Origin of the sequence: Angelakisella massiliensis (assembly GCF_900104675.1) — a bacterium.
Lineage (GTDB): Bacteria > Bacillota > Clostridia > Oscillospirales > Ruminococcaceae > Angelakisella > Angelakisella massiliensis.
Window position 1 is genome coordinate 5001 of record NZ_LT629945.1, and the last position, 24862, is coordinate 29862.

The window sequence follows — 24862 nt, forward strand, 5'->3', positions numbered from 1 at the left end:
TAAAACTTCAAAAATCATTTACAAGGGTTTCGCTTGTAAGCTAAATGTTGTTCAATTTTCAAGGTGCCAGCGCTGTTTTCGCTCGGTTTTTTTGTTTTTCGCTACCCGCTCGAGACAGCTTAGTTATAATACCATGCCCTAAAGGAAATGTCAACACCTTTTTTCAAGTTTTTTTGATTTTTTCTGAAAAAAGTTTTTCGACCCCATTTTTACCCCTTTTTATACCTATATATAATATAAGCGCAATCACTTGCCCCTTTTGGCCTTCCAAAAGGGGGCCTGCCCTCTCAAAATTCCTTTTTTCTTATAAATTACCCTCCGGGAAAAAATCTCTCAAGGCCGCTTTCTTTTTTCCTTTCCATCCTGTAACGGTACAAGCTGCCGCCAGAGAATTGAGCACTGCTTCCTCTGTAGCTTCCCCAACTGCCCGGAATGCCAGATCAATTTTCCCTTCATTGAGAATCTTCTGACTTACAATTCCCGCTTTTTCCTTTTGAGAGATCCGATTGGCCGTAGTGAAGCCCACCATAATTTCTCCGCTGCCATGTCCAATATAGGAACCCAACCGTGCCAACCCCACACTGCACCGTTTGATGATTCTTTTTAACTGGCGGTCACTCACTGGCAGATCGGTGGCCACAATCATAATGATAGACCCCTTATCTACCGGTTCCGATTCCAGCCGTTCTTTCAGCTGCTGTCCCACCGGCCTGCCTTCCACAACCAAATCCTCCAGCCGTCCATGGTTGGACTGAACCAGCACACCGATGGTATAAGTTTGCCCATCCAGCTCAATTTTCCGGGAGGCGGAACCAATTCCCCCTTTCAGGGAATGGCAGACCGTTCCTCTTCCTGCTCCCACAGCGCCCTCAGCAAAATCCGCCCGGGCATCCTCAATGGCCGCAAAGACTTCCCGCTCCCCTATGACCCGGGTGCGGATATCGTTAAGTCCGGCATCGTTGCATTCGCACACCACCGGATTGATGGAATAGACCGGGGTTTTGTCCTTGGCGCACCGTCCAAGCATATATTCCACCAGCGCGTCGTGAACTTTTCCTACATTCAGGGTATTGGTCAGGGCGATGGGGGTTTCCAGCGTCCCCAGTTCATCGATCTGCACCAGCCCCAGGGTTTTGCCGAAACCGTTGAGAACAAAGGAAGCCGCCACCGGCTTATAGAGGAAAGGATTCTCCGGTCCTGGCAGTACCACTGTCACTCCTGTCTGATGGTCGGCAGTATCTACCGTACAGTGTCCCACCAGTACCCCCGGTACATCGCTGATTTTATTGAGAGGGCCCTTCTTCATGGTCCCCACCTGTACGCCGTAATCTATGATTCGCTTATCACTCATCAGAACTTTTCCTCCATTCCCCAAAGCTCTCTCAGCAATTCCGGCGGCATCAATCCATCGAATTGTCCGCCGCACCGTTCCAGCTCCCCCAGCACCTTGTGGATGCCCCGTGAGGTGCGATACCAATTATCTTTGGTGATTCCCTCACAGCTGACAGGACAAACCAGCAATTCCGTTTTGGGATAAGAGAGCTGATAGTACATCAAACACCGCCGGGCGTGCTGTTCCTTACAAACAATAATTCCCCGGCGGATTTCCAGGCCAAGCCGGTCAGTGACTTTCCGGGATTCCTTGGCGTTTTCCCAAGTATTTTCCGCTTGATCCTCCTGAAGGATCACATCTTCCGCAACGCCGTTTTTCAGCAGTATATCCTTCATAAATTCCCATTCGTTGCCATAAGGTCCAGGATACTGGTCCTCCTTGCCAACGCTGCCGGGAAAATAACCTGTCAGACAGCTGTACCGCCCGGAAGGAAGAATCAGCGGCGCAAAACCCTCTTTCCATAACTGGGCGGCATATTCAGGCGGCTCCGGCCACTTGCCTCCCGGCAGAAAGATGATATCCGCCGGGGCAGGCTGATGGGAAACAAAAATAAATTTAGTAATACCATCAACGATCTCATTCATAATCCAATTTCTTCTTTCTCCCTTATAAAATGAAAAGCGGCCTTTTTCATACATCACCACCAATGCTTTTACGGCCTCTGGCGCCTGTTCTGCCGCATGATCTTGCTTTTTCACAATTCGTGCTGTCATTATAGCACAAGTCCCGCCTTTTCTTAAAGCTATGGCAGATACAGATTCACCCGACTTTTCTCATCGCAAGCGGTTTTTGTAACAAATTACCCATAATTAATTCTCTGTTTTGTGCGATATTTCCGTCAAATTTCACCAGTCTTTCACAAAAGACTGTACAACGCCACTCTTTTGTGCTATGATTAGGACCGCTCTCAACAGGAGAGTGAAGAAGAAAGGAGAACCTTCCATGGTCCCGATATTTCCTGTGGCGATGGGGCTGTTGACCGCGCTTGTTTTAGCGTGTGCCATCTATCGGCTCATCAAAGACTTTAACGTCTGAAGTCACAGCACACAAAAGGTCCCGGCTTTCCTGCCGTTTTTGGCAGTGAAGGCCGGGACTCCTTGTTTTATCAAGTTTTCTCCTTATAGAATCGCAGGAAAAACGCCGCTCCTTTCCTCAGCCATTCCAGACGCTGCCGCCCCATTCCACCACAGTAAAACCTTCTCTGGCAAATGGAGTCAATTGCTGCTCCCGCACTTCCACCGGTGCCTCTAAAGGCTGATAGACCATATGGACCCGAAGAATGCTGTCCGGCGCAGGAGAGATCTCCAAGGGGGCCAGCTGCTCATATTGTTCCCCCACAAAGGTAACGAGATTCCAGGGATTATCCTGCATCCTGGGGACCCAATAGGTGATAAAGTCGTTATATTCTCTGGGAGTTAGGCCCAGATATGCCAGCTTTTCCCGAAGAAACGCCTCTGTCTCCGCTCCCGGAACCACAAAGCCTTCCGACTGATCCCACTTCACCGGCTTGTTTCCTTCCCAGAACAAATAGTAGTGGGTGGAACCATCAGCCAGATTGGTCAGTGTGCCATCCGGTTTGGCCATTACCCGCCAGCCGTCCTCATATGCGGGATAGGTATAGGTGAAACATTCCTGGGGATAGCCCAGCTTCACCGTTATTTCCTGTTCCTGCTCCGGATAAAGATAGATGACAGGCTTGGCAGTTTCAGGATTTTCCTTGGATTCCTCCTGGGAGGCGGCCAGTTCTGCCAACTTCTCATCAATATCCTGCGGTGTATACAGCATTCCTTCCGGCAGCAAATCAGAATCCGTCACCAGGAACCGTTCTTTTGTTCCATCGGTGAAAAGCAAACCACCAAAGGTACTGAAGAAAGGGCTCAGCGCCCCGCTTTGTTCCCGCACATATACCGCTTCGGTGGTATCCGGAGACATTCCCGCTTCCTCCAGCGCCTGGGAAAGCTCGGGAGTCATTTTCAGGCTTTGCCTGCCGTCGGTGCCGCTGGCCTGACCTTCGGTCAAACCGTTGATGGTCTGGATGGCCCAGTCCAGCAGATTTCCTGATTTATCCACTGCCCTTGAAACAAAGCCTTCCGCTCTCAGTGTACCTTCCTGACGGAGAAGCACGCCGAATTCCTCGGTATCCAGCTGGAGCCGCTGCCGTACGGTTTCTCCTTCCTCCAGGCAGAAGAGACTGTTTTGATCATAGTCCTCCGCCTGATAGATGTTAAATACACCGCTGATTTCCTCTCCTCCCTCATAGACGATCTCGTCCTTGGGGCAGAAGGAGGTTCCCTGATAAAAGGCGGCCGCTACCTTGTCCCAACCTTCTACCTGCGCTCTGGCGCCCTCCGGATCACCCTTCTCCCACTGGTCCTCCAAGGCGTTCTGCTGAGGAGAGGAGCTTTCTTCTGTACCGGTGACAGGCTGGGGCTTTTCCTCTGAATCTGACTCTGGATTGGAGGAAGCACTGCTTTCAGGCTCTGTCACCTGGGGCTGCTCTGAAGAAGAGGACTGGGGAACCCGCTGAGAAGTGCTCTGGGAAGAAGGCTGCTGTTCTCCAGACTGTTCCCCACTGCCGCACGCGGAAAAAACCGCCAGTAACACGATGGTCAATACCAATATCATTGGTGGGATCTTTTTTCCTTTTTTTATCAAATCTCCGCACCTCCCGTTTTTATGATCTCTTCCACTTTATTTGGCTGCAAGCAGGTGATTTCTCCCCCTGCTCCATGGATACAGCCTGCCATGTTTACTTAATGCACTTCCAAGGTATGCCCATCCATCATTTCCACCCCTCAGGGATGACAAGGAGCATGATGCTCCTCTTTCAAAGGGCCGCAGTGGACAGGGGCCGGCTCCCCCACTGACTTTTCCTTTTCAGGGAGGACTGGGCCAGCCTTTTCTTTTCCCGGCTCAGCAATCTTTATCTCCCTGGGAGCATCTTTTTCTCCCACCGGCCCTGGCATCATTCCCGGCTCTCCTGCTGTGGGAGGAGCCACTTTCCGTTCCGGCTCAGGGGAGGGGGCAGGATCTTTGGGGGCTGGCTTCTCCGGCGCAACCGGTGCGGCGGGCTGTTCCGCTCCCTCTGCCGGCTGATGGTGATGGAGGCCGGGCCCGACTGCCGGAGCATCAGAAATGTTTACCTGTGCCAACAAGTCTCCTGCATCAGGTGTGATCAATGGCTCCCCTGCTGGTCCCACGCCTGCTGCATTTTCTGCCAGTTGGCTCAAGAATCTTGTCCCCTTCTGCCATAAGCTCTGATCCTCCGGAGACAGCGCTCTTTCATAAAGCTGCACAGGCGCATACGCTGCCACCGCCTGGGGAATCAGCATTCTTCTCAGCGCAGGGGACCTCCAGGCACAAACTCCCAGCACCAGCACTCCGGCCAATCCGGCAGCCAACAATTTCTGTCTCTTTTTCATTCTCCCACTCCTTTTCGTTGCGTCGGTTCTTGTTTTCGTGTATAATGGGCGTTATCAGAGTTTTATTTTAACTGATAAAACATATTTTTCCAAACAGTTTCAACTTCCCTGCTTTATAATACGAATTGGAGAGACCAAATATTGTAAAGCGCACAGATTTCATTACCAGCAAAATCTCACTTTTTCTTCAGACAGAGGGTTCTTTTGCTGATTTCAGTCGCAGTTTTCGATGCCGGGAAAATTTCCGTCATTTATATAACCAATAACAGAAATTCAGAGGAGGAAACATCTCAATGAAAGCTGTCATTACTGTCATCGGCAAGGATATGGTGGGTATCCTGGCCCGGGTTTCCGGTGTCTGCGCTCAGGCAAACGCCAACGTCATTGAAGTGACCCAATCGGTCATGCAGGATCTGTTCGCCATGATCATGCTGGTGGACATTTCCAGCCTGTCGGTGGATTTTGATCAGTTTGCCACCCAGGTGGAGGCTATCGGCACAGAGCTGTCGCTTTCCGCCCACGTCATGCATGAGGATATCTTCAATTCCATGCATCGGATCTGAACCAAAGGAGGAGCGACAAATGCTTGATACCAGAGATATTCTGGAAACTATTACCATGATCCAGGACGAGTGCCTGGATGTGCGCACCATCACCATGGGCATCTCCCTGTTGGACTGCGCCGACAGTGATATCGACCGCTGCTGTGATAAGGTCTATGACAAAATCACCCGGTATGCCAAAGACCTGGTACACACCGGTGAAGAAATTTCCCGTCAATACGGTATTCCCATTATCAACAAACGGATTTCCGTTACCCCCATCGCCATGATCCACGCCTCCTGCGGGGGTGATCCGGTAAAGCTGGCCCTGACGCTCCAGCGGGCGGCAGACGCTGTAGGCGTCAACTTTATCGGCGGCTATTCCGCTTTGGTTCAGAAAGGCTTTGCTCCCGGCGATCTTTCCCTGATCCGCTCCATTCCCGAGGCACTGGCCCGCACCTCCAATGTCTGTTCTTCGGTAAATGTGGGATCCACCAAAGCAGGTATCAATATGGACGCTGTGGCCATGATGGGCAAAGTGGTGCGGGAAACCGCCCAGCTGACCGCTGATAACGACTGCATCGGCGCGGCCAAGCTGGTGGTATTCTGCAACGCCCCGGAGGACAACCCCTTTATGGCCGGCGCCTTCCACGGTGTGGGAGAGGCAGACTGCGTCATCAACGTGGGCGTTTCCGGCCCTGGCGTGGTGCGGGCGGCTCTGGCCAAATGCCCTGACTGTTCCATCAGTGAGATTGCCGATGTCATCAAGCGCACCGCATTCAAGATCACCCGGATGGGTCAGCTGGTGGGCACCGAGGCTTCCCGCCGTCTGGGAGTTCCCTTCGGCATTGTTGACCTGTCCCTGGCCCCCACCCCGGCCATTGGCGACAGTGTGGCCCACATTCTGGAGGAAATGGGGCTGGAGAGCTGCGGAGCCTGCGGCACCACCGCTTGCCTGGCTCTCCTCAACGACGCTGTCAAAAAGGGCGGCGTTATGGCCTCTTCCCGGGTAGGCGGCCTTTCTGGTGCTTTCATTCCGGTTTCCGAGGACGCTGGCATGATCGCGGCAGCGGAATGCGGCGCACTGTCCATTGAGAAGCTGGAAGCGATGACCGCTGTCTGCTCTGTGGGCCTGGATATGATCGTCATTCCCGGCGAAATCCCTGCGGAGGTCATCTCTGCTATCATCGCCGATGAGGCGGCTATCGGCATGGTCAACTCCAAAACCACCGCCGTCCGTGTGATCCCCGCCATCGGCAAAAAGGAAGGGGAAAGCCTCAGCTTCGGCGGCTTGCTGGGGTATGCTCCTGTAATGAAGGTCAGCGGCTACTCCCCCGCCAAGTTTATTTCCCGGGGCGGACAGATTCCCGCTCCCATGCAGAGCCTCAAAAACTAAGTTCTTTCCGTACAAAAGTACAAATAAAAAATCCCGCTGCTTCCTGCAGGAAGCAGCGGGATTTTTTATTTATCCATATGTATTCAGAAGCAAAAAGCTTCTGACTGGATCACACATCTTTAGGGGCAGCAGAAACGGACTTTTGAATGTTTTACGCCATATCCCACCGTTATAAACCTGCTCCCAGCAGGGGGGCCAGAACACTTGCCAAGACGATAATGATGGCTCCTCCAATACGGGAAGAAATCTGGGCAAAGGGCATCAGCTCCATCCGATTTGCCGCGCCCAAGGTAGCAATATCTCCGGAACCGCCCATATTTGCCATGCACAACCCGGCAGTAATGGCGCATTCTACAGGATAGAAGCCAATCAGCCCACCTATAATCCAGGGACCAACAACAGCTCCTACCAAAGTGGTCAGCACCAGCAGCAAATAGGTAAAGGACATATTTTCAATCACTACCGCCAAATCGGTATAAACAAAGCCGATTCCAAACAGCACCGCCGGAATTCCAGCTTTCATCGCAAAGCGATACCATTGGAAAACATCCTCCTGCAAATCATCCGGAAACAGTCCGGTAATTTTGCAGAGAGCACAAGCTACAATTGTCCACGCATAGTAGTGTATGCTGGGAACAACTTTGCTTGCCAGAATTCCTACCGTATAGAAAATACCTGTAATCACAAAGCCCCGCGCCATCGCGCCAAGGTCCAGCGGAGCCTGTTTTTTCGTCTCCTCTTTGAGGAGGGCGCCGCCTCTCATCAGCATACCGTTTCCTGTGGAATGAGGGAATTTTTTACCCACACTGTTCATGATACCAGCAGCCACAATGGCCATGGCGTTTCCGATTACCACCGCGGGCATGATCAGGGAAAGATAGTAGGCGCTGTCATGGGTCATGGCAGCAGCGTAAGTTTGCGAGGTAGGCACCGCACCTGCAGAGGTACCGCCACCCATGATGGGCAGTGAAACAAACAGAATTGCTTCTCTCCAACCATATCCCAGCAACTGTCCCACAACAGCGGTAAGTCCAAAGGCGAGGGCAATTCCGCCCACAATGGGGATAAAATACAGCACACCCGCTTTAATCAAAAGTTTCCGATCCATTGTCAGAATACTGCCGCAGATCAAAGCACCCACAATCCATCCGATGTAATCCATGTTTTTAATGAAATCGGAGATCAGGGTTGCGGTATCTTCGGGAAAAACATTGAGGTACATCAATATGGCAGCTCCAAAAATAGCTACAAAAGAACCGCCGCCCAGATAAGTGCGTACAATAGGTGTTACTTCACCGATTTTGTCCAGCAGCAATCCCAGAACCGTGCACACTACAAAGCCGCCCAGGAATCCGGAAGGAGTTGCACTGAAAATCACACCTAAAATAGTAATGACCAAAAAGACGATAAAATACTTTGCGGGAATAAAACCAAAATAAAGATTTTGTTTCAGATCAAGCTTTTTTTCCATAGCAAAAATCCTTTCCCAGCAATTACTGCATATATGCCCAATAAAATATTGGATTATTGATCCACAATGGAACCGTCGATATGCAGTCTGGTATTGATGCTTCTCCGTTTGAAGGGGAATTTGGTTTCAACATCGTCCACCAGTTCCACACCGATTCCGGGGGTTTGAGGCAGAAGGGCAAATCCATTTTCCACCTTCGGCACCCAAGTAACCATGTCGCTCTGGCGGAATGACTTCTGATCCATTTTATCCGTACTGGTGTAGCGCTCTGTAGCGGAGATCCCTTCATGATCCGGCAGTTCCTGGATAGCGAAATTCTCCACAGACGCTGCAACCTGCAAGCAAGCTGCTGTGCTCACCGGGCTGAGAGGATTGTGCGGAACGATCAGCGCCCCATGGGCCTCAGCAATATGAGCAATTTTTCTGGCGCCGGTAATACCGCCGCAGATGCAGACACTTACTCTGGCATAGGCCATGGAGTGCCGCTGTAAAAGCATCTGATACTCCTGAATGGTATGAATCCGCTCGCCTGTGGCAATGGGAACGGGACTATGATCCGCAATCCATGCCATGTCGTCAAAGTTATCCGGAATAATGGGATCTTCCAAAAACATTGGCGTGTACTGGGCCACTTTTCCGGCAAAATCAATGGCCTCAGAGGGCTTCATGCGGCGATGCAGTTCCAGACATAAATCCACATCCATTCCGGCAGCTTCACGGAACTGGCGAACTCTGTCCACTGCGCCGTCGATCATGCGGGTATAGCTTTCATAATATGGCTTACTTCTGGGCTCATCCAAAAATGGCGACAGATGGCCCACCGCTGTATACCCTGCTGCTTTTGCCTTTTTGATTTGCTCTACCAGCTCTTCTGTGGTAGAGCCGCTGACATGGTAATAGGTCCGCACTTTATCTCTGCATTTTCCTCCTGCCAGCTGATATACCGGTACACCGTAATACTTTCCTGCAATATCCCATAAGGCAATATCAATGGCGCTGATGGCTCCCATTACAGCAGCGCCTCTGAAATGGAAGCAGCGGTACATATACTGCCAGTGGTGTTCAATCTGGAGCGGATCTTTTCCAATCAGGTAAGTTTTGAAGGTTTCAACCGCCTCGGCTGAAGCGGTTAAAAATCCCCAGGTGCCGGATTCACCCACACCTTCAATTCCCTCATCGGTATATACCTTTACATAAAGGAAACTGTTGGCAGGCACAACGCGTACATCGATAATTTTCATCCGTATTCCCCCCTCAAAAATTGGTCTGACTACAATCAAATTGGTATGATCAATTTGACAGCATTAGTATGCACCTTTCCCGCTTCCATGTCAATATGCTCTGTTAAACTCTGTATGATAATACAAATTGGTCGTACCAAAATTAGATAAAACAGAAAAATTGGTCATACCATTTTTATTGCTTTTTTTGTTGCCGAAGTATATAATACAGATATTCTCCACTTGCAATAAAGAAGAAGGTGAAATGTTGAAAGAACAAAAAAGGGAAAAAGTAATTCTTCACGAAATGACCGCACAGAAAATCCTGAAACTGATCAAAGAGCAGAATCTCCAGCAGGGAGACAAGCTGCCAACGGAACGAGCATTGGCACAAATGCTGGGAATCAGCCGAACCAGTTTACGGGAAGCGCTGCAAAACCTGGAGGCCAATGGAATTATAAAAATACGTCATGGAAGCGGCATTTACGTTGATGTCTATGATGATTCCATGCTGAATTTATACGGGGAAATACATCAAAATAATTATAAAGATGTTCTGATTACTGTACATCAAATGATGGAAGCCCGGATGATGACAGAAATTTACTGCATCCGGCGGCTGGCTGAAACCATTACTCCACAGCAGCTTGATCAGCTGCGCAGCCACGAACAGGAGGAATATGAGCGGTTATATTTCAGAAATGGTGTTGTAGCCGCACCAGGTTTGGATTTTGAACAGCTGCTTGTCAGTTTTCTGGGTAATCCTGTCCTGACCAACATCCATAAACGTCTTAACTCCTCTTGGAAAAGCTATTTATCCATTCTCAACGCGGTGGTTCTTTCACCGGATCGCCGGCATAAAGATCACAATCTCATTATTCGTGCTCTTGAAGATCACAATGCCGCAAAAGCGGAAAAAGCTATTACAAGCCATTTGGTAAAAAGTGAAAAAACCATTCATCTTCTTCTCAAACAGTATGAAGCCATTGAAGACAACGATGAAGAAGAAGCATCGGAAGAGTCTATTTATGATTAAGGCCGTTCCCGATGGCATCCGGCACCAACAAAAGATCGCCGCAGAAAAAATTTCTGCGGCGATCTTTTTTCGGGATTGACTTTTTATGGTCGGCCTGATATATTAAAACTACTACAATGAATGAAGTAATCTTGGTGGTAGAGAAGGTGGTGGTTCCCTTGAAATATCTGGGCAGCAATGATCTTCTGCTGCTGACGCTGCTGGCCGCCGGTGACAGCTATGGCTATAAGCTGTCCAGGCGCATCCGGGAGCTTTCCCAGGATAAATATTTTCTCAAGGAAACCACTCTCTATGCCGCTCTCAACCGATTGGAACGGGAAGGCAGCGTCACCAGCTATGCTGGCACAGAAACCAATGGTAAAGAACGCACCTATTTTTCCATCACTCCCCAGGGACGGCAGCAGCTTTCCCAGCTATTGGAGGACTGGCGGGAGACGGTGGAAATCGCGGAACGTTTTATCGAAGAAGGGAGAGTCTGCCATGACCAGGATTGACCGTCATCTTGACAAAATGTTTTACGCTTTTCCCTCTTCCCCGGAGGCGCGGGCCATGAAGGAAAATCTCCGCCGGGATGCTCTGGAAAAGCTGGAAGAATTGCAGAATGAAGGTCTGAGCCCACAACAAGCCCAGCAGCGTGTTTTGGAGGAGCTGGGCGACGGCGCGGAGCTTGAAGAGCTGCTGCCCAGAACCAACACCGCCCAAAGACGGGCTTTTGTCATCAGCTGCTTTCTGGCGCTGATCCTGTTGGGTACAGCTGCTGTCTATGATTTGTTTTTCCGCAGACAGATGCTGCTGAATTTCGATTTGCGCTTTCAGGGGATTTCTTCTTTTCTACTTCTGCCCTTTGGGCTGATGGCGCTTGGGTATGCCCTCGGTTATCCCATCAAGAAACATTGGCTGAGGACTATTCCCTACGGAGCATCAAAAGGACTGTTGATTCTGGGGGCGGCATTTCCATGTGCTTATCTTCTTTTGCTCGTCCTTTTCCTGTGCTCCATCCAACCGGCGGGCTATATCCTGCTTTACCTGGTGAGGGGAAACATCCTTTTCTTTGGGGCGGGAGCGTTTCTCAGTCTGGGGATCAACTGACTGTTTTGTATGGAAAAGATGTCCTTTGCTGCCGATCTGTTTCATCCCTGGATCATGGCACCACCCCAGTGGTAGGTATCGGTCCACATCCTTTTGCCGATAAAGGTAAGGGGCACTTCTGTTTCCGCTCCCGTTTGTGCGTCCACACTCCGCACCCGAAACCGCAGATAAAGGGTCCGTCCCTCCCAATGGGCTGTTTGTGAGCCGTCCACCGCCTGGGCGGAAACCACTGAACCTTCGGAGCCTTCCACATACCGGCGGGTCAGAGCCTGGCCGTATTTTTGGAAGATGTAGGATTGATATCCCCCAGCGCATCCTCCGGCGTCCCAGTCCACAGGCGCCATGTGTATACATAAGCAACCCACCGCTGCCGCCAATACAGCTGCGATCAGTGCTCTCAGTCTCCTTTTGGGAGGCCGGGAGCCTTTTTTTGTTTCTGTCTTTTCTCCTTCTCCGCTGAGGTTCAGTGGAGCAGGGGTTTCGGTCAATTCTTCCAAAGAGACCTGATAAAGAGCACTGAGCCGAAGGAGCTTTTCCATGGAAGGAATGCTTTTATCCCCTTCCCATTTTGCCACCGCCTGTCTGCTGACGCCCAGCTGCTCCGCTTCCTGCTCCTGGGAAAGGCCATTCTTATGCCTCAACTCCCGCAGCCTCTCTCCAAGGGTCACATTTACCCCTCCTTTTGGCCGTTTGATTGTCAACAAGTTTTGTTTTTTCCCCGCAGAACCACATGAGAAAAAACATTTCGCCTTTCCGCTGGGGTTATTGTATCACAATTCCTTTTTGTCGGTCTATCAACTATCGGTTGCGCAGCCGGTTTACCTGCTTCTTTTGACCAAAACATCACAGAAAAGCGCCCCTTCCGCCGCAAGAACCGCCTTTTGAGGACAAGCTGCTTTGGAAAGGACACTTTTCATTTTCAAGTTATGGTTTGTGCTGTGGACAGAAAACAATTACTGCTTTTGGGGAGGCTATTCTTTTTCCTCTTCTGGGAAAACGATTTCCGGGATTTATTTTCCACAGGCTTTCATAAGCGCTGTTGAAAATAAATCTCATCGTTTCTCTTTTCTCCGCACTTCCAGGTAATAATGCTCCTCCTGGGGATTCAGTTTTACCGTATAAATGCCTTGTTCCAGATCAAAGCCAAAATTCTGCCGCACAATTTCAATCTGTCCCCGGTCCTCCAAAACCGCCTGCTGATCCTTCCAGAGGAATCCCGAGCCCAGTGTGGTCATCAGATCATAACCACATACACCCCGGTTTTCCGTTTTGGCGCAGGCAAAGTCATAGCTGGCGTTTTTGGTCATCTCCGCCGTCACCTGAAGGGTCTGCCCAGGGGCAATGGTCACCTTTGTTTCCAGATAAAAGACACGGCTGATGATTCTCGTCTCGGATATCAGATCCTCAAGCCAGCCGCTGGCATACCGCTGTGCCGACTGGGAAGAAAGAGGCCCGCTGGAGGTGAGCAGCTCCACAAACTGCCGATACCACATCTCCTGATCCATATCCGGGGACGGAGTGTTCTCAGTCAAATACTCCTGAAAGATCCGGCGGAGAATGCCGTCCAGATCCCCCTCATACCTTTCCACCGTTACGCCGGCCTCCACCTGCTCCACAGTGTCCCAACCGCCAGTGGCATAGCCGGTGACCTCCATCTCCTGGATATCCTCTCCAATGACAATCATATAGAAGTTCTTTCCATAGCGGGATTCCTGAGGCTCCGGAATGGAAAAGCTCTGGCCCATTTCTCCCGTCTCTTCATCCCGGCTCATGCCGTGGAAGCCATAGGACAACACGGTAGTATCCTCCGGCTGCCGGTAGGTGACCCGAATGGTGGGATTGGGAATCTCCTCTCCGGCTTCCGGTCCCCAAGGATCGCTGAACTGATAGATGGTTACAGGGATTCCTTCCAAACTCTCTCCCGTCCCCAACGCCTGGATCTGATAGCTGCCATCAGACAAAAGGGCCTGATATTGGGTCCAGCTGTTCAGCTGCCGAAGATTGACACTTCCTTCCTCTGCCTCAGCGCTCAGGTTTTCCCCCAGGGCCCCCTGGAATCCACCGGAATATCCTCCCCAGCGGAGGGTCGTTTCCATCTTCTCCCCTGCCACTGTCAGTTGGGGCCGCAGCTGTTCCAGCTGATTGAGGGCAGAGGCGAAGGGATACAACAGGGTAAGACTCTGTTCCGTTTCTCCGGTGTTGGTAAGGAGATAATCATCCTTCACCAAAATATCCGTGGATGTCTTCTCGTATCCCCCCTCGGGGAACCATTCCTCCAGCTGCTGCCGGTAGTCCTCCAGTTCCTCAGGGGCAGCTCCCTGCTCCTTGTATTTTTCCACCTGCTGTTTATTGGAAATCCAAACCGGAGCCCAGGGAGAAAAATCCAGTGTGATCTCCCGGCTGGCAGTGATACTCTCTGTTTGTTCCACCGCTGTCAGGGGAAGTATGGGTCCCGCGTAGGACATAAACACCGAGCTGCCGCTGCTGCCTGTGCCGCCGCTGGAGCTGCCGCCCATCCTGGGAAGAAAGCGCCATAGTCCAACAGCCAGTACCAGCACCGCTGCCAAAGCCGCCCATGGCTTCCATTTTGACCTCCGGGCAGGCTGCCGGTGATCCAGGATGGGGTTGAGCATCTCTTCTCTAATCTCCCCCAAAGCATCCAATAAGCGCTCGCTTTCCCGGCTCACAGCCGCACCCCCTCTCTCTCCAGCAGTTGACGCAGGCTGTTCCTCAGCCGGTATAACCGCTGGGACATCTGTCCCGGCGTGCATCCCTGGCGGCGTGCCAGGACATCCACCCGGCTGCCATACCAGTACCGCCTCAGAAAGGCGTCCCGGTCCCCCGGGGACAGCTGTTCCAGCCAGCCTTCCAGCAGCTCCAGAAGCTCCCGGCTCTCCAGTTCTCTTTCCACGTCCTGCCGTGTGGGAACGCAATCCTCCAGCTCTCCCAGGAGCATTTCCAGTTCTTCTCCACGCTTTTTGGCTCGATCTGCCCGCCACCGGTCAATGGACAGGTTCCGGACGATCCGGCAAAAATAAGCCCGTAAGGAACCGGGCCGCTGAGGCGGCATGGTGTTCCATGCCCGAACCCAAGTATCGTTCACACATTCCTCAGCGTCCTCCCGGCTGCCCAGCAGATTCCGGGACAGCCCCCGGCACAATTCTCCGTATTTCCGGTCCGATTCAGAAACGGCCCGTTGATCCCGATCCCAATACAGCCCCACAATGGCACTGTCCTCCACGGTTCTCCCTCCTTTTTCATCATCTTTTCCCATTCACCTGTAAAGACGGAAAAAAGGGAAAAATCTTGGAAGCTTTTTAACCTCCATTGGAAAAAAGAACTGTTTTCCTGGTTATCTTTCATCATTCAAAGAAAATGGACAAAGTAAGAGGGGGATTTTTATGGCAAAAGGAGCTGATTGATATCTGTTTTCTGAATCGCTTTTTCCTGCCTGCGGAAGCAAAATTTTCCCCTCGCTGCTGGAAGGCGCGCCTCAAAACAAAAGACTAAAAATTCTTTCATCAATCAGCCCGGTACAGGAGGGTACATTCCTCCTCCAGCCCCAGAGGCACCAGCATACCGTTCACCTGTTCGACTTCCCAAGCCTTTTCTCCCTGTTCTCCTCCCAGACAGAAGGTGATGGTATTTCCCCCTTCCTGAGAGTTGGAAACGGTCAGCTTCCAGGCTGGAATATCCTCCACCATCACGATTTCCTGCTGCTGAACCACCACTGTTTCCTGTTGCTCCGCCTTTGGCAGGAAGATACCGTAAACGCCCCTGGTCACATCAGAATTTTGCAGCCGCCCGTATAATTCCATTCCCCGCTCCTGTGCCTGCTGGGAAGAAAGGGCCGGCTCCCCCGACACCTCTTTTTCATACTGCGGGGATGGCTGAGGGGCCTTTGGAATGGTGAAAATGGTTTCTGTGCCTCTGATCAGATAAAAGTCCGGCGCCTGCCAGATTTCCATCCCTTGTTCCCGCCGGGGCTGCTGCCCGGGAATGGGAAGATATACTGTCATCGTGACCATATCTCCGTCATACTCCAAGGTATAAATTTCCGGCGATACGCTTCCCATCAGCTTCCCCACAAAGGCGTCCTTTTCTCCCGCCGCCACGGCTGCCATCCACTGATCCACCCGTTCCAGATGCTCTGTGCCTCTTTGGCTGGAAAAGGGCAGTTCCGGAGCGATTTCCATTGCACTTTCCCCCTGCTCTATCAGGGCCAGGAGCTCTTTGGCCTGGGCAGCCAGTTCATCGGCCTGTTCCCCTGTCTCAGACGCCTCTGAGGACTGCTGAGAGGGTGCTTCCGTAGGTTCTTCACGGGATTGTCCCTGATTTTCCGGTATTTCCTCCGCCTGAGATGACAGAGCCTGTTCCACAGAAGAACTGCCGCTCTGAGATGATTCTTCCACAAATTTTTCCGTATTAGCGCATCCTGTTGACAAAATCAGCATCACCGCTGCCAGCAGCGCCAGCCGTCTTTTCTGTTCTTCTTTCACCTGTATCATCCTTCTCTGCTCAAAATAGTTTTACTGTATCGGGCAATCTTTCCCCCATGTCAGTATCCTTTGAACATATAACGAATTTTGTGGAAAAAATATTGAGAGTGAAAAGGCTTTTCCGTTTCCCTTTGAAGGTATTTCCAGCTTTTTCATTACTAAAACAAGCCATGGCAGACTTTTTTGTATTTTTTACCTTTTGAGTTTTTTATTTCCTCCCCTGGAAAAAACTCAAAGGGCTCTGGAAATAGTTACACCTGAGTTCCCGGCACTTTTCTCATATACTATCACACGAGGAAAGGCGAAAAAGAGGGTTCGCCCCAACCTTGAATCACTTGTAATTTGGAGGTAAAGCATGAAAAGAATATTTGCCGCAGCTTTGGCCGGCGCCATGCTGCTGACTTCTGCCTACGCAGCCGACTTCAGACCCGGCCAGGATATCGAAATTGACAGCACCGACCCTGTTTGGGGCGAAACCCAACCGGATCAGGAATTGACCACTGAATATTACGCCATTTCCGGCCAGAGCTGGGATCAGGGTAAGGAAATGGTGGAATCGGTCAAAATCAACAGCGACGATGAGCGGGTAGTCATCTCCCTCAAGCCCGACTACACCAGCACCAAAGACCGGACCCTCCGGGGTACCATCAAGGTGAGAGATAAGGACAAAGGCAAGATTCTCACCATGGATATCAACGCTCAGATCGGCTACGAACAGGGAGAGATCGTCATTGATTCTGACGGCGATATCCAGCCCCTGACTGTGGACAATGAAACTGTCTACACCGTCACCGCCGACAGCAGCAGCATGACCTACGGTACGCTGGAATTCTCCACCGACCTTGCGGATGTCAGCGTTCGGGTGTATGAGGATGAGGTTTACTTCCTGGGCTACAATCGGGATCCCCACAAGGCTACTCTTCAGGAGAATGCCGACAGTGACGCGGAGATCGACTTCCTCAACTTTGAGGGCAAGCCCAAGTTCAGCGGCAACGCCACTCTCACCTTCTATGGCGTGGAGCGGGGCTATCACATTTATGAACTGAAGGGTGACAAGCTGGTGGACAGCGGCGCCAAGTGGGACAGCGAACAGGACAGCTACGTTCTGAAAACCACCACTCTGGGCAGCTATGTCATTTCTGACAAAGCCCTGAAGTCCGCCGGTACCACTGTGGATGACGAGGAGGATAACTCCGCCTCCGGCTCTGTTGGCGATGGTACCAGCAACCCTGAAACCGGCGCCAATGATGTTGTAGGCGTGGCAGCCGCTCTGGCTGTAGTGTCTCTGGCCTCCGCTACCGCGCTGGCTGCCAGCAAAAAGTAATCCGTCCTTTTAAGGGCATATGGGGGAGGGCCGGCTTTTGCCGGTCCTCCCCCTTATTACCTAAGTTCAGCATTCTTTTCCCATATCTCATGCTCCTGTGGGATGCAGACGATAACCAAAACGTCCGACACCGGTCTCTGTCCGTTAAATTGATTTCAGCTGGAAATACACGGGCGCCTGCTGGAATTTTCCCGCTGCCTTCCATCATCATTTTTTCAATATTTCCAGATAGATTGCCCCTTCTTCTGCCTTTGGCTGGAAGAACAGTCAAAATTTGCCCCTTACGGTAAAAAATACAACTGGTAAGCCATAGCCCCAAGGACATACTACAGATGAAGGGAGGAGCTTTCTCCTCCCAAGCAAGAAAGGATGACCAGAAATGAAACGACTTGTTTGTTTGATCTGTGCTCTGGCACTCCCCCTTATGTTGATGGGCGGGCTGGCCACCTGGGCCGGAGCGGAGATCAACGGTGTTTTTTTAGGCGCTGATGACAGCGGTATCCATCCGGGAGAAGATCTGCTGCGGCCGGGGGAGCACTATGATTTTCCCATACTGCTGGCCAAGGATGGAAACGCTCAGTATCAGTTAAAAGACAGTGATCTGGATGGACGCAGGCTGACCGTACAAACCATCCAGGGAAAAGAAGCCATTGAAAATGTTCGTCTGTGGCAGCGGGACGGCGGATATTACCTGTCGGTGGACACTGCCGCGGAAAGCTCCACTGAGGAAATCCCTGTAGAAATGCGCATCCGTTACGCCGGCGAAGGCGACAGCTTTACCGGATCTGTTTCCATGACGGTAGGCTACGCCACCGCCGATGATCCCCAGCTTTACAGCCTGGGGGAAGGCGAGTTTGTTTCCATGGACAATGACGCGCCTGTTCTTACAGGGGACCAGCTGAAGCGGCTGACAGAGGTTAACGGCCATGAGGGCGTCACCTTTACAGGCACCGGCTGGCGGTATGAAGCCTCGGTAGCCGGGATGAACAGCCTCAATCTTACCTGGGACAACCGTCCCATTGAGGAGATCTCCAACCTCTTTCCGGAGCACCAGCTGGCTTTTCTTTCCTTCCCTGCGCTTCCCGACTTTGGAAGCAACGGCACCCTTACTCTGGACGCGGCGGAACTGATGGATGGTTGGCCGGAAGAAATTTACCTCTATCGTTACGCTTACGGAGAGCTGTTCCCCCTGACCTTCGAGGAAGACGCTCAGGCGGGGACCATCACTTTCCATCCTTCCCAGCTGAGCCGCTATGTACTCTCCGCTGAGCCTTTGGAGATAACGGCGGAGGAAAATGCCTATAACCCTCAGACAGGAGATATCAGCCGTCCCGGAGCAGCGCTGATTCTGGGACTGACCGCATTGAGCGGCGCATGGATCGGTCTGAAACGGAAAGATCATCATTCCTTGTAACAAACAATAAGCGGCGGCCCTCACTCTGAAAACAAGTGAGAGCCGCCGTTATCTTTCAGAAATGATTCTGCTCCTTATAAAGCAAGGAGATTTCAGTCCAAACTGCCAAGGGATACCGCGGAAATTTGTCTCCCGCTTTTCACTGAGGAAATCTCTCTGCCTCGGCAATATCCTGACCCATTCAATATTCAGAAACGGAAGGTGAGATACTGGTCTGTGGTCAGGGACAGATCCAATCCATAGGGTTCCAGCTTAGGCTCCAGAATGGAAGCCAGCTCAGGAGAAATCCGCTGAAGATCCAGCATCAGCGTTACCCCTGCCTGGCCATCCAGGAAGGGGGTGATATAAACCACATTGTTGCTGGAGCCATTGTGGAGACGATAAGCAACCGCGGAATCCATCAGCAGAGTCATCATTTCCTCATCCAGGAACATCTCCTCCATATCCCCGGTCTGGGAGGAATAATGGGGGTCAATCTCCGCGAACTGATAAACCTTGGTTTCCGACTGAGCGGAAAAGGGGCTCCACATGGACATTCCCACACCGCTGAGCTGGGAAACCTCCACCGTTTCCAGGTTCTCAGACAGACCGGCACGTTCCAGCACTGCCAGCACTTGGGTATAGCTGTCCAGAATGGGATAGGAGAAACTGGCCAGATGATCGGCAGTAAGGGGAACCCGATCATCATAGCTGGTGTCAAAATACAAAAAGCCCACCACTTCTGCTTCTCCCCGGTCAAGCCTTGTGGTATCCTCCGACAGCACATCCTGATGGAGGGCCTCCACCACATCTTCGATCAGCTGCCGGTTGGTTAGGCTGCCGCTGACATGGAAGCCCCAGCTGCCGCTGACCTGGAAATTCTGCACCTGATCCGCTGTCAGTAAAAGAGCGGGATCTGTCTGCTCCCGGAATTCCGGCAGCGCCTCCAGCTGATGGAGCAGCGGAAGCTCCGCCGTGCTGGCACAGCGGTAAGACCGGTACATATTCCCCCGATCCAGCTGATAATGGAAGCTGCTGGGACCATCGAAATAATAGTACCCTTCTTCACTGGGGCGGATATTGGCCTTAAGCCGGGCCTGATGGATCTGCTGTACCAAATCAATCCCTTCCGGAGTGGTGAGGGTAACATCAGACAAATAGTCATAATTGTAATAAACACTGCCGTCATGGGACTGGGAAGTACGGATACTGGAAGCATCCCTCAGAATGACTTCTCCACGCCGTCCGCGATAGTTGATGGTTACGGACTGAACCTGATCAACGGCAGGCATTCTGGTTTCATAACCCAATCCGCCGGTAACCACGATCAAAGCCAGCACCATAGTCAGGGCAGTGAGGGCAGCGCCCCGGGGCATTTTGCTCCAAAGCCCCTTAAATCCCCGGTTGAGGACAGCTTCCACCAGCAAAAAGGTGAGAATGCTGCCAATGACCACACCAATCACAAATGCCTGCTCACTGTATTCGCTGACCACCAGATACAGCAATCCTCCGAATCCCGCGCCTCCCACAAAGACAGCCACTGCGGAGAATACCACTCCCAGGGGACCATGACAGCCGGAGGTTTCGGCGGTTTCACTGCGGCGGCGGCGATACAGCCGGTCAGCCGCCGCCAGCAGCACTGCCGCCGCCAGCATCCATCCCACCAGCATCCAGTTATAGGCTGCCAGCTGATAAACTGTTTTGCCGTTGACAACAGAGCTTTGGGGTGCGGCAATACGTCCGATCATCATCCCTATGGGATTGATGGCGGCATAGACCTTGGCGGGAATCCGATCCGAAAAGCCCACTAGGAAGGTGTTCATGGTAATGATAGAAATTCCCAGTACCGCTACAGGGGCCATCACCAGTTCACAGGTAAAGACAAAATTTTCAAAGACACTGCCCACCTGGGTAGCCACCAGCATGACCAGGGCGATGATCACCAGCTCCACTGTCAGCCAGCCCAGGATATCCAGAAGGATCTGGCCGGGAGAGAGGACAAATTCTCCTCCTCCCAAAACCATGCGCACGATTCCGGCTATCACCACCAGAAGGTAATTGAGGAGATAAGGAATGGCGATGGTAAGAAAAACCGCCAGCGTATTGGCCCCCAGCAGCTGGGTCCGGGTCAGGGGCAGACTGTGATACAGGTCCACCGAGCGGTGGTTATGAAGATAGCTGACCTGGGCCAGCGTCAGCACCAGGGGAGCCGTCGTGAGGATAAAAACCATAGCGATCAAAGAAATGCTGGTATAAACCTGGGACGGACCATACAGCCAGTTGGAAGCGGAACCATATCTGCTCAGATCTTCCAGCTGCCGCTGGATCTCCAGTATATACTGCAGTGGGAAAAAGAAAAAGATGGCTACAAACAGATAGATGGCCGACGCGCGATTGCGCCGGAGCATCCCCTTCAGCAGGCTGCGGAAACGGGATTTAGAGGACAAAGTTGTTGTAGTCATAGCCCACAGCCTCCATTTCTCCAATAAATACTTCTTCCAGCGTCAGGGGGACCGCCTCGGAAAACAGGGGGTGATACTGTTCCAGTATCGCCAGTGTTTCCTCTGCTCCTCCCCGTACCAGCAGGCTGACCACACTGCCCCGCTGCTGCTTCTGCAGGATGTTCAGACCGCTTTTCTCCCAGTTGACAGGATCTTTATATGCCGCCTGAACCTTGCAGAAACCAAATTTCAGTTCGTCCAGATCTTTCTGGAACAGCAGCCGTCCTTTGTGGATCAAACCCACCTGATCGCACAGGTCCTCCAGCTCCCGCAGATTGTGGCTGGAGATGATAACGGTCAGTCCCCGGGAGGCAATCTCTCCCGCCACCAGCTTTTTGACCATCAGACGGATCACCGGGTCCAGTCCGTCAAACGCCTCATCCATCAAAAGATATGGAGCGCAGCTGGCAAAGGCCGTCATCAATGCGGACTGGCGTCTCATTCCTTTGCTGAAAGTGCTGATGCGCTTGGTGGTATCAATGGGAAAAATCTCCTTCATCTTTTCATAAAGAGGGCGGGAGAAGGTGGAATACAGCCCCTCATAAAAATCGGCCATATCGTCAGTGGTTGCTTTGGAGAGATAAAAGGGATCATCCGAGAGATAAAAAATCCGGTCCTTTGCCTGAACGTTCTCAAATACCGGCTGCCCATCTACTGTTACCGAACCTTCATCCGGCTGATACACACCGGAAATCAAACGCATCAGAGTAGATTTACCGGAACCATTTGGACCTACCAGACCGTAAATGCGCCCACTGTCGATCTGCGCGTCAAGTCCGTCCAAAGCCGTAAAGGCGCCAAAACGCTTCACCAGCTTTTCTGTCACGATCATTGTTCCGTCCCCCCTTTTGCCGCCTGTTGATACTCCTGCTCCACCAGATGTTCGATCTCCTCACGGGGTACTCCTGCCAACCGGGCATCCCGCACCGCGGCAGTAAGCGCTTCCAATGCCTTGCGCCGCAGCTGCAGCTGCGCTTCATCCAGCCCCTGAACAAAACTGCCTTTACCGGTGACTGAACAGATGATCCCCTGGCTTTCCAGCTCCTGGTAAGCTTTTTGGATGGTATTGGGATTGATGCCTAACTCCACTGCCAGGCTCCGTACCGAAGGCAGCTGCGTTCCCTTTTGATAAACTCCCAGCAGAATCATCTCAATGATACTGTCTTCCAGCTGGCGATAAATAGGGGTGCGGCTGCGGTAATCCAGCTTGATCATCCTTCTTCCCCCTTTCCAATCTGTATTATATGATGTAGTACACTTGGAGCATAGCATGAATTCCAGCGATTGTCAAGGCTGCATCCCCTGTGGGGGCAAAAAACAGCCCCGGAAGAGGCCTCAAGGGTTGCCCTCCGGGACTGTATCCGCAAGGTGAATTTTCACTTTCCGCTTTCTTCACTGTCGCTGCGAACCGAAGCCTCAGCGCCGCCATCCTCCTGGTTGCGCTTTTCCAAATCGGCGGCCACAGCTGCCCGCAAGGCAGCTCTTTTCTGGCTTACAGCCTGCTTGCGCTGGCTTCTGCGCTGTTCTGCTTCCTTCTTCATCTCATCAATGGAGGAAGCAAGGAGGGGCTTGGGCTTTTTGACGTACAGCTTGACATTGCCTGTCATCCGGTTATAGTTCCACATGGCCGCAGCCAGGGCCAGAATCAGAATCATTCCCCAGCCGGCCACTCCAAAGCGGCTCAGGCTTACCAAAACCCAGGTGATGGGATTTCCGCTGCCGAAAAGGTTGGAAACACTCTGGGTAAGCGCGCCATAGGTTTCAGGGTCCGCGGCGGCCGCAGCCTGAGTGGTCAGGCCAGCCAAGCCGGTACTGGCGTAAAGGCTGAGAACAAGGGCTCCTATACCGCCGATCAAAGAGCGGATGAGATCTCCTCTGGCCAGCAGCACGGCAAAAATAATCAGATAGGGGATCATCACCAGATCACTGTCCGGCAGCACCAGATTGCCCGGCAGACGTGCTGCCAAAGGAATAGCCAACGGGGTCAGCAGCAAGGAAATGAACAGCACTGTACTGTTGCCCAGCCCCACAGTGGATGTGAGGCCCAGGGTAAGAGAGGTGTGCAGGCCCAGTTTCTCCCGGGAAAAGCGCTCCAGCCCCTCCGCAATGGGGGTGATGCACTGGCCCAGATACTCCATGATGCGGGGCACCAAAAACACCACTGCGCCCACCTGGAAAGATACCGGCAGGATCTCACCCAGAGGACGGGCAGCCAGCAGGCCCAATATGGTGGCGGCTATTACCGACCAGAGAGCCGGATCTGCCAAAAAGCCTATTTTCTTGTGTAGTGAGGGGAAGGTGACACGGAAGCGGCGAAGCCCGGGGATCTTGTCCAGCACCCAGTTGAAAAGCCCCAGCACCGGAGCCGGACCTGCGGCAAATCCATGAGCCAGAGAAACGCCGGGGACATCGCAGTATTTTTGCAGCTTTCCGGCAGTGTTGTCCGCCACCACCAAAAACAGTATCACAGCCGCGCAGGCGGTGATCATTCCTCCGGTGAAGCTGCCGGTAAGGGACTCCGCCATGGCGCCCACAAAGGCACACTGCCAATAGCTCCAGATATCCAGGTTGATGGTGCGGGTCGCTTTTGCCAGCAAAAGCACCAGATTGATCAAAATACACATGGGCACGATATACAGCCCGATCCGGGAGGCGGAGGCAATCAGCGAGGAGGCCCGCCAGCCTACATCCGTTACCGCCATTGTCACACCGCTGGCCTGGGTCATCTGCCGTCCCAAATCCAATAAACTGGAGGTGAAGCGGCTGATCAGAACAGCAGCTCCCACCAGACAAAAGGTAGCGGTAAGCCCCGCCTGAAGGGCTTTTACCACTTTCAGCCTCACCACCAGGCCGATGACCAGCAGCAGCAGGGGCAGGATCACGGAATATCCCAAAGCAATGGGCGTATCAAAAAGATGGCCGATAAAATTCAAAAAAAAACCTCCCTGAAAGAACCCGTAAGGCGGGTCTTGATCGGTGTCGTTCAAATGGCAAAAAAGGCGGCCTTTTTGCCGGCACCGTTCTGGAAACAATCTTTATTATATCGGATTTTGGCGATAGAAACAAGCCGGGGTTTGTAAACAATTTTACAGCGTGTAGGAGAGCGGAAAAATCCCGCTTTCCGGCATCCATTCACGGTCAAAGCTTTTGGCGCCGTCAGCACCCGGAAAGTAAAATACCAAAGGTATTCCAAGCGCTTTTTCCGCGGTCTTTATCCCCACCGCTTCTGACGCCGTCCTGGACACAGAATAATTGTGTGGCACCCCTTACTGCACGGAAAAACATCTCCGGAGAGGGGGATGTATCAAACTGCAGAAAAACCGATTTGAAGGGATCAATAAAATCCGGTGGTCTCCTCCGCAACCCACCGCATATTCAGGGTCACCCGATTTCCCGAAAGCGTGCCGAACTTTTTCGACGCGCTCCATTCCCCTTTGCAGTCTCTTTTTTCTGGAAACCTTTTCTTTTTGATCGCTGCTTCGGGAAGCGCTTCACACACCTTTTCCATTGACCCATCCCTTTGTGTGTGATAGGATAAAAAAGAAAAATTTCCCTTTCGCCCCTGTGACAGACGGA

21 protein-coding genes are annotated in these 24862 nt (G+C 52.1%); 7 read left to right on the plus strand and 14 right to left on the minus strand.

Annotation, left to right across the window (positions count from 1 at the left end; all coding sequences use genetic code 11):
* Positions 1 to 304: 304 nt before the first annotated feature.
* The 4 genes from BQ5383_RS05230 to BQ5383_RS05245 all read right to left on the minus strand — a co-directional run bounded on the left by BQ5383_RS05230 (position 305) and on the right by BQ5383_RS05245 (position 4815).
* Complete coding sequence (locus BQ5383_RS05230; RefSeq protein ID WP_071430022.1) at positions 305 to 1351, minus strand: P1 family peptidase; 1047 nt, start codon at positions 1349 to 1351, stop codon at positions 305 to 307.
* A complete protein-coding gene (locus tag BQ5383_RS05235) occupies positions 1351 to 1977 on the minus strand; it encodes a YdcF family protein (protein ID WP_071434887.1) in 627 nt (208 codons plus the stop codon). The genes BQ5383_RS05230 and BQ5383_RS05235 overlap by 1 nt, the downstream gene beginning before the upstream one ends.
* Positions 1978 to 2545: 568 nt before the next feature.
* Entirely contained in the window at positions 2546 to 4048 is a 1503-nt protein-coding gene (locus BQ5383_RS21505; protein WP_235821948.1) for a hypothetical protein, read from the minus strand.
* A gap of 140 nt (positions 4049 to 4188) precedes the next feature.
* Positions 4189 to 4815, minus strand: coding sequence for a hypothetical protein (locus tag BQ5383_RS05245; RefSeq protein ID WP_071430024.1), 627 nt, complete (start codon positions 4813 to 4815; stop codon positions 4189 to 4191).
* 293 nt (positions 4816 to 5108) lie between these two features.
* On the opposite strand from BQ5383_RS05245, the gene BQ5383_RS05250 reads away from it, so the two are divergent.
* Positions 5109 to 5378, plus strand: a complete 270-nt coding sequence (locus BQ5383_RS05250; protein ID WP_071430027.1) for an ACT domain-containing protein — start codon at positions 5109 to 5111, stop codon at positions 5376 to 5378.
* Between the two features lie 19 nt (positions 5379 to 5397).
* Positions 5398 to 6753: a PFL family protein gene (locus BQ5383_RS05255; protein WP_071430029.1), complete on the plus strand. Its 1356-nt coding sequence runs from the start codon at positions 5398 to 5400 to the stop codon at positions 6751 to 6753.
* A 169-nt stretch (positions 6754 to 6922) separates the two neighbouring features.
* Here BQ5383_RS05255 and BQ5383_RS05260 read toward each other — a convergent pair whose 3' ends face one another.
* Entirely contained in the window at positions 6923 to 8224 is a 1302-nt protein-coding gene (locus BQ5383_RS05260) for a 2-hydroxycarboxylate transporter family protein (RefSeq protein ID WP_071430031.1), read from the minus strand.
* Positions 8225 to 8277: 53 nt separating this feature from the next.
* A complete protein-coding gene (locus BQ5383_RS05265; protein WP_071430033.1) occupies positions 8278 to 9465 on the minus strand; it encodes a mandelate racemase/muconate lactonizing enzyme family protein in 1188 nt (395 codons plus the stop codon).
* Positions 9466 to 9709: 244 nt separating this feature from the next.
* Between BQ5383_RS05265 and BQ5383_RS05270 the strand changes: the two genes are divergently transcribed.
* The 3 genes from BQ5383_RS05270 (at position 9710) to BQ5383_RS05280 (ending at position 11569) form a co-directional block, all read left to right on the plus strand.
* On the plus strand, positions 9710 to 10480 hold the full coding sequence (locus tag BQ5383_RS05270; RefSeq protein ID WP_071430035.1) for a FadR/GntR family transcriptional regulator: 771 nt from the start codon (positions 9710 to 9712) through the stop codon (positions 10478 to 10480).
* 116 nt (positions 10481 to 10596) lie between these two features.
* Entirely contained in the window at positions 10597 to 10974 is a 378-nt protein-coding gene (locus BQ5383_RS05275) for a PadR family transcriptional regulator (protein ID WP_071430037.1), read from the plus strand.
* The gene (locus tag BQ5383_RS05280; protein WP_071430039.1) at positions 10961 to 11569 is read left to right on the plus strand and encodes a permease prefix domain 1-containing protein; all 609 of its coding nucleotides are present in this window, start codon (positions 10961 to 10963) and stop codon (positions 11567 to 11569) included. The genes BQ5383_RS05275 and BQ5383_RS05280 overlap by 14 nt, the downstream gene beginning before the upstream one ends.
* A gap of 41 nt (positions 11570 to 11610) precedes the next feature.
* Here the strand turns inward: BQ5383_RS05280 and BQ5383_RS05285 are convergent, their stop codons facing one another.
* The 4 genes from BQ5383_RS05285 to BQ5383_RS05305 form a co-directional block, all read right to left on the minus strand.
* A complete protein-coding gene (locus BQ5383_RS05285; protein ID WP_071430041.1) occupies positions 11611 to 12237 on the minus strand; it encodes a helix-turn-helix transcriptional regulator in 627 nt (208 codons plus the stop codon).
* Positions 12238 to 12621: 384 nt separating this feature from the next.
* Positions 12622 to 14256: a protein-tyrosine phosphatase family protein gene (locus tag BQ5383_RS05290; RefSeq protein ID WP_071430044.1), complete on the minus strand. Its 1635-nt coding sequence runs from the start codon at positions 14254 to 14256 to the stop codon at positions 12622 to 12624.
* Positions 14253 to 14810 carry an RNA polymerase sigma factor gene (locus tag BQ5383_RS05295; protein WP_071430046.1) on the minus strand — a complete coding sequence of 186 codons (558 nt, stop codon included), beginning with the start codon at positions 14808 to 14810 and terminating at the stop codon, positions 14253 to 14255. Before BQ5383_RS05295 ends, BQ5383_RS05290 begins: the two co-directional genes overlap by 4 nt.
* A 280-nt stretch (positions 14811 to 15090) precedes the next feature.
* Entirely contained in the window at positions 15091 to 16068 is a 978-nt protein-coding gene (locus BQ5383_RS05305; RefSeq protein ID WP_071430051.1) for a hypothetical protein, read from the minus strand.
* A gap of 355 nt (positions 16069 to 16423) precedes the next feature.
* On the opposite strand from BQ5383_RS05305, the gene BQ5383_RS05310 reads away from it, so the two are divergent.
* The gene (locus BQ5383_RS05310; protein ID WP_071430053.1) at positions 16424 to 17392 is read left to right on the plus strand and encodes a hypothetical protein; all 969 of its coding nucleotides are present in this window, start codon (positions 16424 to 16426) and stop codon (positions 17390 to 17392) included.
* Positions 17393 to 17771: 379 nt separating this feature from the next.
* The gene (locus BQ5383_RS05315) at positions 17772 to 18806 is read left to right on the plus strand and encodes a hypothetical protein (protein WP_071430055.1); all 1035 of its coding nucleotides are present in this window, start codon (positions 17772 to 17774) and stop codon (positions 18804 to 18806) included.
* Between the two features lie 188 nt (positions 18807 to 18994).
* Here BQ5383_RS05315 and BQ5383_RS05320 read toward each other — a convergent pair whose 3' ends face one another.
* From BQ5383_RS05320 to BQ5383_RS05335, 4 genes are all read right to left on the minus strand, one after another.
* Positions 18995 to 21247, minus strand: coding sequence for a hypothetical protein (locus BQ5383_RS05320; protein ID WP_139193359.1), 2253 nt, complete (start codon positions 21245 to 21247; stop codon positions 18995 to 18997).
* A complete protein-coding gene (locus tag BQ5383_RS05325; RefSeq protein WP_071430059.1) occupies positions 21222 to 22118 on the minus strand; it encodes an ABC transporter ATP-binding protein in 897 nt (298 codons plus the stop codon). The genes BQ5383_RS05320 and BQ5383_RS05325 overlap by 26 nt, the downstream gene beginning before the upstream one ends.
* Entirely contained in the window at positions 22115 to 22501 is a 387-nt protein-coding gene (locus BQ5383_RS05330) for a GntR family transcriptional regulator (RefSeq protein ID WP_071430061.1), read from the minus strand. Before BQ5383_RS05330 ends, BQ5383_RS05325 begins: the two co-directional genes overlap by 4 nt.
* Positions 22502 to 22662: 161 nt before the next feature.
* Entirely contained in the window at positions 22663 to 24219 is a 1557-nt protein-coding gene (locus tag BQ5383_RS05335; protein WP_071430063.1) for a PTS transporter subunit IIC, read from the minus strand.
* Positions 24220 to 24862: the final 643 nt, after the last annotated feature.

Bases quoted from the DNA above. Each gene is read 5' to 3' on its own strand.
- BQ5383_RS05230 (WP_071430022.1), bottom strand. From the start codon at position 1,351: ATGAGTGATAAGCGAATCATAGATTACGGCGTACAGGTGGGGACCATG.
- BQ5383_RS05235 (WP_071434887.1), bottom strand. From the start codon at position 1,977: ATGAATGAGATCGTTGATGGTATTACTAAATTTATTTTTGTTTCCCAT.
- BQ5383_RS05245 (WP_071430024.1), bottom strand. From the start codon at position 4,815: ATGAAAAAGAGACAGAAATTGTTGGCTGCCGGATTGGCCGGAGTGCTG.
- BQ5383_RS05250 (WP_071430027.1), top strand. From the start codon at position 5,109: ATGAAAGCTGTCATTACTGTCATCGGCAAGGATATGGTGGGTATCCTG.
- BQ5383_RS05255 (WP_071430029.1), top strand. From the start codon at position 5,398: ATGCTTGATACCAGAGATATTCTGGAAACTATTACCATGATCCAGGAC.
- BQ5383_RS05260 (WP_071430031.1), bottom strand. From the start codon at position 8,224: ATGGAAAAAAAGCTTGATCTGAAACAAAATCTTTATTTTGGTTTTATT.
- BQ5383_RS05265 (WP_071430033.1), bottom strand. From the start codon at position 9,465: ATGAAAATTATCGATGTACGCGTTGTGCCTGCCAACAGTTTCCTTTAT.
- BQ5383_RS05270 (WP_071430035.1), top strand. From the start codon at position 9,710: ATGTTGAAAGAACAAAAAAGGGAAAAAGTAATTCTTCACGAAATGACC.
- BQ5383_RS05275 (WP_071430037.1), top strand. From the start codon at position 10,597: ATGAATGAAGTAATCTTGGTGGTAGAGAAGGTGGTGGTTCCCTTGAAA.
- BQ5383_RS05280 (WP_071430039.1), top strand. From the start codon at position 10,961: ATGACCAGGATTGACCGTCATCTTGACAAAATGTTTTACGCTTTTCCC.
- BQ5383_RS05310 (WP_071430053.1), top strand. From the start codon at position 16,424: ATGAAAAGAATATTTGCCGCAGCTTTGGCCGGCGCCATGCTGCTGACT.
- BQ5383_RS05315 (WP_071430055.1), top strand. From the start codon at position 17,772: ATGAAACGACTTGTTTGTTTGATCTGTGCTCTGGCACTCCCCCTTATG.
- BQ5383_RS05320 (WP_139193359.1), bottom strand. From the start codon at position 21,247: ATGACTACAACAACTTTGTCCTCTAAATCCCGTTTCCGCAGCCTGCTG.
- BQ5383_RS05325 (WP_071430059.1), bottom strand. From the start codon at position 22,118: ATGATCGTGACAGAAAAGCTGGTGAAGCGTTTTGGCGCCTTTACGGCT.
- BQ5383_RS05330 (WP_071430061.1), bottom strand. From the start codon at position 22,501: ATGATCAAGCTGGATTACCGCAGCCGCACCCCTATTTATCGCCAGCTG.